We start from the raw sequence: 14,009 nt of genomic DNA on the forward strand, positions 1-14,009 counted from the left end.
TATTTTAAACTGTTGAAATATTCAAGTCTAATTAATTCTCGTATTCTATTTCCTGGTCGAGGCTGTCGACGAAGTTGCGGAAAACCTCTTCCTCCACATCGCCCATGGCGAATTCTTTCTCAGCATCCTTCCGGATTTCTGCTATCCATGAGCGGCGTGCCTTGATATAATCTTCGTGTATGCGGTTGGCATCTTCGAGTGTGATGTCACTGATGCCGTAGTAATCGCAGATCATCTGGTAGGTCCATGCCCACTGGTAGTCGCGATAGTTGGCATTGATTTCTTCAAACCGGTCGAGCAACTGTTCTATATTCTCGATAGTTCCTTCCTTCACATCCCTAACGATGCCTTCTTCTTCAGAAACAGGGAGTAGGAGTCCCGAAAGATCATCCCAATCGCCCACGCCGACATGACTGGCTGGAGGGGTGATGGCTGGGTCGCGCTTCAGTACACGCTTCAATACGGCACCCATGTAGATGCGGAGGGCGATATCATAATATTTGATGCCCTTGTGGAGCGATGAAGCCGGTATGATATATTCGTGATAGAGATACTGCGAAACGTTATCGCCCGTTACCTCGCGCAGGTTTTCAAGAATCTTCTTACCCTTCAGAATCTCGCCAACAGAATAAGGCGAAAGCCAGTCGAAGTTGACGATGCTCTTGCGGTTCTCCATAGCACGGAGATCACGCTTAGGCCATTTCTTGATGTCGCGGTACAGACCTACGGTAGTGATGTTTCTGCCCGGGATGAGGAACATCTTGTCGCCATCGGCAATGAGATAGGCGAAAGGCAGGTTGCGGGTGTTAGGGTGGTGCATCAGCTTGCCGAAGCATACTGAGAAGGAACCCAGAGTGGCTGGCATCAGGAGATAAGCACCGCTGGCTGTCTTGGAACCGCGCTCCAGAATGCCCCAGTGCATAGGTCCCATCTTGTAGGCATGGTTGCTGAAGTTGGTGGCAGAACCGGCGTTATAGAAAGAGAACATGCCTCCGATAAGCAGACTGCTCTTATGATGAGAAGCGGTGAAAGGACCGCAGAATGCTGCACAAGCCTCGCCATTGCTCATATAGGAGTTGGCGAAGAATACGGAGGCTGAAGCGGTAAAGCCGTTAGACAACTGGCAGGCTTCGCCTACGAAGCAATCCTGTATCTTTACGCTGTTGATGACGCTGGCGCCTTCAGCGATGATGCTGTTTTCTGTAATAACGCCTGTGCCGATATATACGTTGCCATGAACAGAGCCCAATAGCGTACAGTCGCTCAGACGGGAAGCACCGTTCACTTCGCAGTAATCATTGATTACGCAGTTGGTAATCTCCTTGGTATTGATGATCTTCACATTATTGCCAATCTGGCCCCGATCCGGCATCTTGTTGTCGATGTCGGTCTTGATGAGTTGGCGGATTTTCTCCTTCATTTCCTTGTCAGGGAAATGTTTCACCATGAAGGCTGCCAGCTGGCTGTTCAGATCGCTGAAGAGGATTACGTTGCCTTCGCCCACCTCGTTGAGTACGCTCACAAGATTTCCTTCGCCGTAAGTAGCTCCCTCGGTGGTTTCCATGGTCGAGATGTTTGAGATGTAGCAATCATCGCCAATGGTATAGTTGTTGATGAAATTGCCTACGTTTTCTATCAGACAGTCGTCGCCTATGGTTACATTGCGCAAGGTGGCATTGTTGATGCCCGAATGCTTTACGAAGCCCTGGCTCACCTCCACGTTCTTGTTGAAGGATCCGATGTTTATTTCGCCATAGAGCATCACGCGGTGCATGAAGTTGGGCTTGAAATCTTCTGATACATTGACTGAGGTCCAGTCTTCGGCCCAGCAGTCGTTATGTTTAAGCACCTCGATTTCCTCGGTGGTTAAAGGTCTGTAATCATTCATAACTTACTTGTTATTGATATTTATGTTCTTACTCATAATCCTGGTACAGGAAGTCGTTGTATGGATACTTCTGTACGTGCAACTCTCTTACTTTCTTGTAGAGTATCTCGCGGAATTCGTCGATGTTCTCCTTGTTCTTTGCCGAGATGAAGAGGCAGTCCTCATTGAGTTTTGCCATCCATGTCTTCTTCAGGTCTTCCAGCGGGATGTTCTCTTTCTCCATCGGTGTGAGGTCGTCTTCCTCTTTTTCTACCCATGAGTAGTTGTCTATCTTGTTGAAGATAATCATCGATGGCTTATCGGCGCAATCCAGTTCCTTGAGCGTATTCTCTACTACCTGGATCTGCTCTTCGAAGTCGGGATGTGAGATATCTACTACGTGCAGAAGGAGGTCGGCCTCGCGTGTCTCGTCAAGGGTACTCTTGAAGGAGTCGACCAGGTCGGTTGGCAATTTGCGGATGAATCCTACGGTATCGGCAAGGAGGAACGGCAGGTTGTCTACCACCACCTTGCGTACGGTGGTGTCGAGGGTGGCAAAGAGTTTGTTCTCTGCAAACACCTCGCTCTTGCTGAGCAGATTCATGATGGTAGATTTACCTACGTTGGTATAGCCCACCAGTGCCACGCGCACCATTCTGCCTCTGTTTTTTCGCTGTGTAGTCTTCTGCTTGTCGATTTCTGCCAGTCGTTCTTTGAGGAGACTCATTCTGCCGAGGATGATACGGCGGTCCATCTCGAGCTGGGTCTCACCCGGTCCACGCAGACCAACAGATCCCTTACCGCCACCAGATCCTGAACCACCACCCTGTCGTTCCAGGTGAGTCCAGAGTCTTTGCAGACGAGGGAGCATATAGCGGTATTGCGCCAACTCTACCTGGGTTTTAGCCGCAGCGGTTTGCGCACGCATGGCGAAGATATCGAGGATGAGTGAGGTGCGGTCCAGAATCTTCACCTGCAGTTCCTGTTCGATGTTACGGATCTGTTTGGCAGAAAGCTCATCATCAAAGATGACCATACCTACTTCTCTATCTTCCTCTTCTTCGTTTTTGATATATTCTTTGATTTCTTCGAGTTTTCCCTTACCCACATAGGTGGTCTGGTTAGGAGAAACCACCTTCTGCGTGAATCGCTTTACGGTGACAGCCCCCGCAGTATCGGCAAGAAATTCCAACTCGTCGAGATATTCTTTTGTCTTGGCTTCGTCCTGTGTCTTGGTAATCAGACCCACGAGTACAGCGGTTTCCGCCTTGACTTCTGATATTACAAATTCTTTCATCTATTTTCTTTATATATATAATAATGTGAAAAGATAGTGCAAAGGTAGTGTAAAATACAGAGAAAACAAAATATAGCATCAATATTTTAACTTTTTTATTAATGTAGCAGAAAATAGTCAAAAGACACAAAATGCACAGCTGTATTTTAGCCACAACAGCTCACAAATGGTCTTTTTGGTGCGCAAAAATTGTAAACGTTTACGTGGTTTTTTGCATAAAAAATCGAGATTTATTTGATTTATATCAATATTTGTCTTAATTTTGCACCCAGAAAAAGAATTGATTTTCAAAAACGAACAAATCATAACTACATAAAAAACACAAACTGCTGAAACATTCAAAAACTTCAAAGGCCTCGACGTGATGTCGGGGCTTTTTGTTTTCTTCTCATTCAGAAACGATTTTTGTTGTACGCTACAGTAACAGAAGCTGGAACGTCGGCTATACTGCTGTTGCGTCATAGACAGATAATAATTTCAACCTAACAATAACATGAAAATGAAGCAAAAACTTTTGTATTGCTGGTATTTTGTTGCTCGGCGCGGTTTGTGCGCAAGCCAACAATTATGAAGTAACATCACCTGATGGCAGATTGGCGGTCAAGGTGGAGTGTGTTGATGGAAACAGTGTATAATAAATAAAAAAGGGTGGCAGATTTCTGAATCTGTCACCCTCTTTATTTTATGTTTCAATCCGTTTTTTCCGCGGATTGGTTATCTGCTGGAATTATTGGTTTTTGAAGACCAATCCATCTGCGTCTGTATGATCGATGGTAATTGGCTTCTCTCTGCTAACCTCTTCTGCAAGAATCTTCTTACTCAAGTCGTTCAAGACATAATCCTGGATAGCGCGCTTTACAGGACGGGCACCAAACTCAGGGTCGTATCCTACCTTTGCCAGATACTGGATAGCTGCAGGAGTCCAGCGAAGTTCAAAGCCCTGAGGCTCCAACATCTTCTTTACTCGCTTCATCTGAAGTTCTACAACCTCGACAATCTGCTCCTGGGTCAACGGCTTGAAGGTAATGATATCATCAATACGGTTCAGAAACTCAGGACGGAAGGTCTTGCGCAACATCTCACGGCTTGCGTTGGAAGTCATGATGATGATGGTGTTCTTGAAGTTGACTACACGACCCTTGTTGTCAGTCAGACGGCCATCGTCCAATACCTGCAACAGGGTATTGAATACATCGGGATGCGCCTTCTCAATCTCATCGAAGAGAACCACACTGTATGGTTTGCGGCGTACAGCCTCGGTCAACTGACCACCTTCATCGTATCCTACATACCCTGGAGGCGCACCGATCAGACGGGTTACGCTAAACTTTTCCTGATATTCACTCATATCAATTCGGGTCATCATCGACTCGTCATTGAACAGATACTCAGCCAGCGCCTTGGCAAGTTCCGTCTTACCTACACCGGTAGTACCGAGGAAGATGAAACTGGCGATAGGACGCTTAGGATCCTGCAAACCGGCACGGCTGCGGCGAACGGCATCACTTACAGCGGTGATAGCCTCGTCCTGTCCGATGACTCTCTTGTGGAGTTCTTCCTCCAGGTGGAGCAGTTTTTCACGCTCGCTCTGCATCATACGGCTTACTGGTATTCCGGTCCAGCGGCTTACAACCTCAGCGATATCATCAGCAGTAACTTCCTCTCTTACCATCGCTGCGCCACCCTGTGTACTCTTCAGCTGCTCCTGAATCTTCTTGATGTCATCCTCAAGCGCCTTAAGTTTAGAATAGCGGATTTCAGCTACGCGTTCGTAATTGCCTTCGCGCTCCATGCGTTCAGCCTCAAACTTCAGGTTTTCTATCTCCTGTTTATCCTGCTGAATCTTGTTGACGAGCGCTTTTTCGCCTTCCCATTTAGCACGGAAGTCATGCTCCTGATCCTTCAATTCTGCAATTTCCTTATCCAACTGCTGAATCTTAGGTTGGTCATTCTCGCGCTTGATGGCCTCACGCTCAATCTCCAACTGCTTCAAGTGGCGGGTAATCTCATCCAGTTCTTCTGGTACAGAGTCACGCTCCATTCTCAGTTTGGCTGCTGCCTCATCCATCAGGTCGATAGCCTTATCAGGGAGGAATCTGTCAGAGATGTATCTCTCTGATAACTTGACGGCTGCGATGCAGGCATCATCCTGAATACGTACCTTATGATGGTTCTCGTAGCGCTCCTTGATACCACGGAGGATACTGATGGCGTCTACCTCGTCAGGCTCATTGACCATGACGGTCTGGAAACGGCGTTCCAGCGCCTTATCCTTCTCGAAGTACTTCTGATACTCGTTGAGGGTAGTAGCACCGATGGCTCTCAGTTCACCACGAGCCAGGGCTGGCTTCAGAATGTTAGCTGCATCCATGGCACCCTCGCCACCGCCTGCACCTACCAGCGTGTGAATCTCATCGATGAAGAGGATAATCTGGCCGTTGGCGTTGGTTACCTCTTTAATGACGCTCTTCAGACGCTCCTCGAACTCACCCTTATATTTGGCACCGGCTACCAGCGCACCCATATCGAGAGAATAGAGCTGCTTGTTCTTCAGATTCTCCGGTACATCGCCACGTACGATACGCTCGGCAAGACCTTCTACGATGGCAGTCTTACCTGTACCAGGTTCACCTATCAGAATAGGGTTGTTCTTGGTTCTTCGTGACAGAATCTGGAGTACTCTTCTTATTTCCTCATCACGTCCGATAACTGGGTCCAGCTTGCCGCTTCTTGCCTGTTCTACAAGGTTTTTCGCATATTTCTCCAAGCTCTGATAGTTGTCATCAGCGCTTTGTGATTTTACGTTCTGTCCCTGTCTCAGTGCCTGAATGGCAGCGAGCATATCTTTGGCATTTGCACCAGCATCCTTCAGAATACGTGCAGCAGTAGAGTTGCCCTGAACGATAGCCAACAGGATAGGCTCTACGCTAACGAACTCGTCGCCCATTTTCTTGGCGGTATCTTCGGCATTCATCAGTATCTGGTTAGTCTCGTTGCTGAGGTACGGCTGACCGCCGCCCTGCACACGAGGCAGATGTTGCATCTCCTGACGCAAGAGCATGGCGATTTGCTGTCCGTTCATGCCCAACTTCTGGAAGATGTAGTTGGTCACATCGGTAGCCTTTTCAAGGATACCGCTAAGCAGATGCACCGGTTCGATGGTTTGCTGACCATTTCGCTGCGCAATGTTTACGGCTTCCTGTACCGCCTCCTGCGCCTTGATTGTAAATTTGTCGAATGTCATATTAATATCTCCTTTCTTATATTATATATTCTTATTTGCGTTATTTGGATGAGCGCCGGAAACTTCTCTTTGGAAACCTCCCGGTGCGTTCCTCCCATCCTTTAGCGAAACTTATGCCTATTCGTTGAAAATCAATGATTTACTGACAATCTGTCTTGTTTTTGGTAGGTAAAAGATAGAAATAAGAGATATTTCCGGACAGAATGACAGAAGAAGGTGGTTTGAGTACGGGCTAGGGGCTTTTGCCCTTTCTGGGCGTGTGGGGCTTACATGCCAAACTTGAGTTGCTTATTTCTTGATTTCTCTCAATTATCTTTTAAATATCCTTTAAATAATGCTATTTTATGGGGGGAAATGTTGTGTAATCAAAATAATCTTCGTACCTTTGCACCATCATAAATTATAATTTATAAGTTCAATGGCTGAAACAAAGAAAATCAAGACAGCGTTGGTGTCTGTCTTCCACAAGGATGGCTTGGACGAATTGCTCGCCAAGTTGAATGAAGAGGGTGTTAAGTTCCTGAGTACTGGTGGTACCCAGAAGTTTATCGAATCTTTGGGTTATGAATGCGAGAAAGTTGAGGATGTCACTACCTATCCATCTATCTTGGGTGGTCGCGTAAAGACTCTTCATCCTAAAATATTTGGAGGTATCTTGGCTCGCCGTGACAACGAGGGTGACCAGGAGCAGATGAAGGAATACGAAATCCCTTCTATCGATCTCGTCATCGTAGACTTGTATCCTTTCGAGCAGACTGTAGCTAGCGGTGCTAGCGATGCTGATATCATCGAGAAAATCGATATTGGCGGTATCTCTTTGATTCGTGCAGGTGCCAAAAACTTCAAGGACGTGGTTATCGTTCCTAGCAAGGCAGAATACGGCGTATTGCTCGATATCCTGAAGAAGAAGGGTGCTGAGACTGATATCGAAGACCGCAAGATGTTTGCAGAGCGTGCATTCGGTGTAAGCTCTCACTACGATACTGCAATCCATGCATGGTTTGCTAAGTAAACTCTCGGAAAAATAAAGTAGTTAAGGAGTTAAGAAGTGGAAGAAGTCAGGACAAGTGTCTGCGGGGGATTCCATCCCCGGTATATGACAGACTGTTGCCGTGGCTTCTATGCTCCTTTAACTCCTTAACTCCTTAAATAAAAAGAAAATTTTAAGCTTAAAATAATTTAGAAACGAAATGGGATTTTTTTCATTTATTCAGGAAATCGCAATGGACTTGGGTACAGCCAATACCATCATTATCAGTGATGATAAGATTGTAGTGGATGAACCTTCTGTTGTAGCCCTTGACCGCCGCACCGACAAGATGATTGCTGTGGGCGAGAAGGCTAAGATGATGTACGAGAAGACTCATGATAATATCCGTACTATCAGACCATTGCGTGATGGCGTGATTGCCGACTTTACTGCCTGTGAGCAGATGATGCGTGGATTGATTAAGATGGTTCATACGGGTAGCCGTCTCTTCTCTCCTTCACTCCGTATGGTTATCGGTGTACCTTCTGGTTCTACCGAGGTTGAGCTTCGTGCTGTGCGCGACTCTGCCGAGCATGCCGACGGACGTGATGTATATTTGATTTTTGAGCCAATGGCAGCCGCTATCGGTATCGGTATCGATGTTGAGGCTCCAGAGGGTAATATGATTGTTGATATAGGTGGTGGTTCTACCGAAATCGCTGTCATCTCATTGGGTGGTATCGTATCGAACAACTCAATCCGTACAGCAGGTGACGACCTTACTGCCGATATTCAGGAATATATGAGCCGTCAGCACAACGTGAAGGTTTCTGAGCGTATGGCTGAGCGTATCAAGATTCATGTGGGTTCAGCTCTGACCGATCTGGGTGATGAGGCTCCAGAAGATTTCATCGTACATGGTCCTAACCGTATTACAGCGTTGCCTATGGAGGTACCTGTATGCTACCAGGAGATTGCCCACTGTCTGGATAAGACCGTGGCAAAGATTGAGAACGCTGTGCTCTCAGCATTGGAGAACACACCTCCTGAGCTCTATGCCGATATCGTGAAGAATGGTATCTGGCTCTCTGGTGGTGGTGCTTTGCTCCGCGGTCTCGACAAGCGTTTGCAGGATAAGATCAATATCCCATTCCACATCGCAGAAGATCCATTGCACAGTGTTGCCAAGGGTGCTGGTATTGCGTTGAAGAATGTAGACCGTTTCTCATTCTTGATGAGATAATCAGAACTTATTCTAATAGTAAGAATAAAGTATGCGCAACCTTTTAGAGTTTTTAGCGAAATACAACCATTGGTTTGTCTTCCTGATTCTTGAGGTGGTGAGTATGGTGCTGTTGTTTCAGTATAACAGCTATCAGGGCAGTGCCTGGTTCTCCTCGGCTAATGCCGTAACGGGTAAGTTGTATGAATGGGATGCGAATGTAGAAACATTCTTCTCACTTACCAAGGTGAACCAGGAACTGACACAGCGCAATGCGTATCTCGAACAGGAGGTGCAGAAACTTTCCGACAGTCTCGTGAGCGTGACCAAGGATAGCAGCATCTACCATCGTGACCAGTTTGCATTGCTGAGAAACTATCGTCTGATTCCGGCTAAGGTAGTGGCGAATAGTGTCGATAAACCCGGCAACCTGATGACAATTGACAAGGGTAGCGCGGATGGCATCCACAAGGATATGGGTGTAATCAGCGGTACGGGTGTTGTGGGTATCGTGTATCTGGTGGCAGAACATTATGCTATCGTGATTCCGGTATTGAACACGAAGTCGAACATCAGTTGTATGATTCAGAATAGAGGCTATTTTGGCTATCTGCGCTGGAAGGGTGGTGTGTCTGACCTTGCCTATCTGGAAGAGGTGCCACGTCATGCTCACTTTAAATTGGGTGACTATGTGGTAACGAGTGGCTATTCTGCTGTCTTCCCTCCTGGAGTGAGAGTAGGCAGGATATTGCACGTGTTCAACTCCGCCGATGGACTGTCGTATCGCGTACAACTTCGCCTCTCTACCGATTTTGCCCGTCTGCGTGATGTATGTGTAATTGATGATGCCGCCATGAAAGAGCGGTTGGAGATTATGCGTGCCGCACAGGATAGCATCGAAACAAATGGAGACAATAATCAATAATGACGTATAGTAAGAGGATATAAAAAGCAATGAGTATAGATTTAGTGAAAAGACTAGCTACCTTTGTGGTGCTCGTGCTGGTACAGGGATTGGTGTTTAATCATATTCATCTATTCAATTGTGCCACCCCCTTGCTGTATATCATTATGGTACTGCATTTCCGCCGCAACCATCCTAAATGGGCGGTGTTATTGTGGTGCTTTATGATGGGGCTTTGTGTGGACGTATTTGCCAATACGCCAGGTGTTGCAGCAGCTTCGATGACTGCCGTAGGACTGCTACAACCTTATTTGTTTGAACTTTTCGTACCGCGCGACAGCGCCGACGATCTGGAACCGTCCATGCGTTCTATCGGCGTAGGTGCATATTGCTGGTACGTATTCTTCATCATTCTCGTTTATAATCTATTGTTCTTTACACTCGAAACATTCAATTTCTTTAATTGGGTTCACTGGTTGGAATGTATAGGCGGAAGTACGGTTATCACTTATATATTGGTGATGGCGACAGAAAGTTTCAGAAAGTAAGATTCCGGATAAGTGATGAGAGAGAAAAGAACACGATTTTTAGTTTGCTATATATAATAAGGTATGTTGGATTACAATCTTGAAAAACGTAGATTCGTTATCGGTGGAGTGGCCATAGCTATTGTGGTCATTTACATGATTCGTCTGTTTACGCTTCAGATTATGAGCGACGACTACAAGAAGAATGCCGACAGTAATGCCTTCTTGAAGCATATTGAGTTTCCCGCCCGTGGTGCCATTTACGACCGTAATGGTAAGCTGCTGGTGTATAATCAGCCGTCTTACGATCTGATGGTGGTCATGAACGAGGAGAGCGGCAGACTTGATACGATGGATTTCTGTAATTCGCTGGGTATCACGAAAGAGTTTTTTATCAAGCGAATGAACGATATCAAGGACCGCTCTAAAAACCCGGGCTATTCGCGCTATACCCAGCAGCTTTTTATGGGACAGCTGAGCGACCGGGATTTCAGTGTGTTCCAGGAGAAGATGTTCCGATTCCCCGGTTTCTATGTCCAGAAACGTACCGTCAGAGAATATACCTACCCTTATGCAGCCCATGTGCTGGGTGATGTGGGTGAGGTTTCGCAAAGCGATATTGAAGATGATGACTACTATCAGGCTGGTGACTATATCGGAAAACTGGGTATCGAGAAGTTTTATGAGAAGCAACTGCGTGGTGAGAAGGGTGTGAAGATCATGCTGAGAGATGCCCACGGAAGAATACAGGGTAGCTATCAGAATGGTAAACTCGACCAGAAACCTGTGGCTGGAAAGGACTTGACGCTGGGATTGGATGTCAAGTTGCAAGCCTTGGGCGAACGTCTGCTCCAGGGTAAAATCGGCAGTATCGTTGCCATCGATCCTAGAACGGGCGATGTGCTGGCTATGGTTTCTTCTCCTTCTTACGATCCAAGACGTCTGGTGGGTAGAAACCGTGGTAAGATGCACAAGTGGCTCTCGCGTAATCCTTGGAAACCGCTCCTGAACCGTAGTATTCAGGGTCAGTATCCTCCGGGTTCTACCTTTAAGACCACCCAGGCGCTGACTTATCTTACAGAAGGTATCATCACACCGGGAACAGCTTTCCCATGTAATCATGGTTTCTCTTATAGGGGGCTGCATGTAGGCTGTCATGGTCACCCGTCGCCTATTTCGCTGGTTGATGCCATCAGTACCTCTTGTAACGGTTACTTCTGTTGGGGTCTTTACTATATGATAGGTAACCGCAAGAAGTATGGCAGCGTACAGAATGCGATGACCGTATGGAAAAATTATATGGTGAGCATGGGATTCGGCTATAAGTTGGGCATCGACTTGCCTGGCGAGAAACGCGGTCTGATTCCGAATGCACAGTTCTATGATAAGGCTTACAATGGTTCATGGAACGGACTGACGGTAATCAGTATTTCTATCGGTCAGGGTGAGGTTAACCTCACGCCGTTGCAGATAGCCAACCTGGGTGCTACCATTGCCAACAGGGGATACTATTATGTGCCTCATGTAGTGAGAAAGGTGAAGGGCGAACCGCTTGATACGCTCTATACCCGACGCCATTATACCAAGGCTTCCCGACGGGCTTACGACTATGTGGTAGCCGGTATGAGAAGTTCGGCGCTGAAGGGAACCTGTAAGTTGCTCGGCCGCTACGATTTCGAAGCTTGCGGCAAGACGGGTACGGCACAGAACCGTGGCCATGACCACTCTGTATTCATGGGCTTTGCTCCGATGAACAACCCGAAGATTGCCATTGCCGTGTATGTAGAGAATGGTGGTTGGGGTGCTGACTATGGTGTGCCTATCGGTGGTCTGATGATGGAACAGTATCTCAAGGGTAAGTTATCTCCTGATTCTGAGCATAGGGCTGCAGAGATGCAGGCCCGTAGAATCGCCTACGGATTAAGCAGTAGATAGTTTTCAGTTAATAGTTTATAGTTGATAGTTTATAGATTATGATCGATAATAAACAACCTAGTGTGCTTGCTTCACTTGACTGGTGGACGATAGGTATTTATCTGGCACTCCTCATCTTCGGATGGGTGAGCGTCTGTGGAGCCAGCTATAACTATGGTGACAACGAGATATTCAGTCTGGGTGCCCGTTCGGGTATGCAGATTATATGGATTGGCACATCCATAGCACTGGGATTGGTAATCCTGCTGCTTGATGACCGGTTTTACGATACCTTCTCGTATGTCATCTATGGCGTCCTGATACTCTTGCTCTTTGCTACGATATTCAATCCGCATAGCATCAAGGGTTCCCACTCCTGGCTGGTGTTGGGACCGCTTCGACTGCAACCGGCTGAGTTTGGTAAGTTTGCTACGGCTCTGGCGGTAGCCAAGTTTATGTCAAGCTATGGTTTCAGTATGCAGAACCTGAAGCATTTCATGGCAGCCGTAGGCATTATCGTTCTGCCGATGCTCTGTATCGTAGGTCAGCGCGAAACGGGTTCTGCCTTGGTTTATCTTTCATTCTTCCTCATGCTTTACCGCGAAGGAATGCCGGGTGCCATTCTCTTTACCGGCGTGTCGATGGTGGCTTACTTCGTAGTGGGTGTGAAGTATGAGAACGTGATGATGTGGGATACCTATACTTCTGTGGGTAAGTTTGTTGTGCTTCTGCTGGTGCAGATTTTTACGGCTGGCATGGTGAACTCCTATACGGGCGATAGGAAACAGGCACTGATGATCCTTTCCTATTCGGTAGGCATTACGCTGCTCTTCGTGCTCTTTTCTACCTATGTCATTCCGTTCGACATTGTGTGGATCCAGCTCTTCCTGTGTGCCATGATGATTGGATTCCTGGTTTATCAGGGACTGAGAACCCGGTTCCGGAATTACTTCCTCATCTCAATCTTTTCGTTGGGAAGTATCGCTTTCTTCTATTCTGCCGATTATGTGCTGAATCATGTGATGGAACCTCATCAGAGAGTGCGTATCAACGTACTGCTGGGACTGGATGAAGATTTGGCAGGTGCGGGATATAACGTGCATCAGAGTGAGATTGCCATTGGTTCCGGCGGACTTCAGGGAAAAGGTTTCCTCAATGGAACGCAGACCAAACTGAAGTTCGTTCCTGAGCAGGATACAGACTTTATCTTCTGTACGGTAGGCGAGGAGGAAGGTTTCCTCGGTTCGGCAGGCGTGCTGCTGCTTTTCCTGGCTTTGATATTGCGGTTGATGCATCTGGCTGAGCGGCAACCTTATAAGTTCGGGCGTATCTACGGCTATTGTGTCCTGTCGGTATTCCTCTTCCACCTATTTATTAATGTGGGAATGGTGCTGGGGTTAACACCGGTTATCGGTATTCCGCTGCCGTTCTTCAGTTATGGTGGCAGTTCGTTATGGGGATTTACCATCCTTCTTTTCATCTTCTTGAGAATTGATGCGGGTAGGAACTTAGTGAGAAGTTAAAAAAAAGAGTGAACAGATTCATCAACAATCTGTTCACTCTTTTTTTATTGTATCTTTGAAATCTTGATGCCGATGTCACTCACACCGGGCAGGATTTCTCTTTTCATATCATGTCTGATGGCTACGTGTATGGAATCGCCCTGATGCATCTGATAGATGTTGATAGGGAAGTTATACTGATAGTAGCTGATACCCTGTCCTTTGCTCACGCCGTTTTTGTCAATCAGCTGGCAGTTGACCGTATCTGTCTTGCATTCGCCAGGTATCTTTCTGTTTCGGTGATAAACCGTCTGTTCTACGATGAGCGTAAGTCCCATGAACGGATAGGCACCTGTAATGCGAAGTCCTAAGCTTTGCCTGTAATGCCCTGCCTCGAGTAGAGGTGATACTTCGAATGATAGGGTGTCGTTCTTCTCCCATCCTGCAATCGGTGTATGGGCATACTCATCGTATACGGTCGAACCGCTGCAGGCAGAGAGAATGTGAACGATCGCTGTCAAAACGATGAAATAAACAGTCTTTTTCATCTTTTTCTAGCTCC

The 14,009-nt window shown here is 46.9% G+C and carries 10 protein-coding genes; 6 read left to right on the forward strand and 4 right to left on the reverse strand.

Annotated features, from left to right (window positions below; translation table 11 throughout):
- Positions 1–31: 31 nt before the first annotated feature.
- The 3 genes from FO447_RS14860 to clpB form a co-directional block, all read right to left on the reverse strand.
- Complete coding sequence (locus FO447_RS14860; protein ID WP_117587997.1) at positions 32–1,888, reverse strand: DUF4954 family protein; 1,857 nt, start codon at positions 1,886–1,888, stop codon at positions 32–34.
- 28 nt (positions 1,889–1,916) lie between these two features.
- Positions 1,917–3,164, reverse strand: a complete 1,248-nt coding sequence (gene hflX, locus FO447_RS14865) for a GTPase HflX (RefSeq protein WP_022120421.1) — start codon at positions 3,162–3,164, stop codon at positions 1,917–1,919.
- A 727-nt stretch (positions 3,165–3,891) separates the two neighbouring features.
- Positions 3,892–6,408, reverse strand: a complete 2,517-nt coding sequence (clpB, locus tag FO447_RS14870) for an ATP-dependent chaperone ClpB (protein WP_200757032.1) — start codon at positions 6,406–6,408, stop codon at positions 3,892–3,894.
- A 418-nt stretch (positions 6,409–6,826) separates the two neighbouring features.
- Between clpB and FO447_RS14875 the strand changes: the two genes are divergently transcribed.
- From FO447_RS14875 to rodA, 6 genes are all read left to right on the forward strand, one after another.
- A complete protein-coding gene (locus FO447_RS14875) occupies positions 6,827–7,420 on the forward strand; it encodes an IMP cyclohydrolase (RefSeq protein ID WP_117727834.1) in 594 nt (197 codons plus the stop codon).
- Positions 7,421–7,598: 178 nt separating this feature from the next.
- Entirely contained in the window at positions 7,599–8,621 is a 1,023-nt protein-coding gene (locus FO447_RS14880; RefSeq protein WP_006847875.1) for a rod shape-determining protein, read from the forward strand.
- A gap of 31 nt (positions 8,622–8,652) precedes the next feature.
- Positions 8,653–9,525, forward strand: coding sequence for a rod shape-determining protein MreC (gene mreC / locus FO447_RS14885; RefSeq protein ID WP_117694018.1), 873 nt, complete (start codon positions 8,653–8,655; stop codon positions 9,523–9,525).
- A 29-nt stretch (positions 9,526–9,554) separates the two neighbouring features.
- Positions 9,555–10,052 carry a rod shape-determining protein MreD gene (mreD, locus tag FO447_RS14890; RefSeq protein WP_022120425.1) on the forward strand — a complete coding sequence of 166 codons (498 nt, stop codon included), beginning with the start codon at positions 9,555–9,557 and terminating at the stop codon, positions 10,050–10,052.
- 63 nt (positions 10,053–10,115) lie between these two features.
- Positions 10,116–11,966 (forward strand): penicillin-binding protein 2, encoded by a 1,851-nt coding sequence (gene mrdA / locus FO447_RS14895; RefSeq protein ID WP_117694016.1) that lies wholly within the window; start codon positions 10,116–10,118, stop codon positions 11,964–11,966.
- A 38-nt stretch (positions 11,967–12,004) separates the two neighbouring features.
- Positions 12,005–13,468 (forward strand): rod shape-determining protein RodA, encoded by a 1,464-nt coding sequence (gene rodA, locus FO447_RS14900; RefSeq protein ID WP_117694013.1) that lies wholly within the window; start codon positions 12,005–12,007, stop codon positions 13,466–13,468.
- A 44-nt stretch (positions 13,469–13,512) separates the two neighbouring features.
- Here the strand turns inward: rodA and FO447_RS14905 are convergent, their stop codons facing one another.
- A complete protein-coding gene (locus tag FO447_RS14905) occupies positions 13,513–13,995 on the reverse strand; it encodes a gliding motility lipoprotein GldH (protein ID WP_200757033.1) in 483 nt (160 codons plus the stop codon).
- Positions 13,996–14,009: the final 14 nt, after the last annotated feature.

Origin of the sequence: Segatella copri, from assembly GCF_015074785.1 — a bacterium.
In the GTDB taxonomy this organism is placed as follows: domain Bacteria; phylum Bacteroidota; class Bacteroidia; order Bacteroidales; family Bacteroidaceae; genus Prevotella.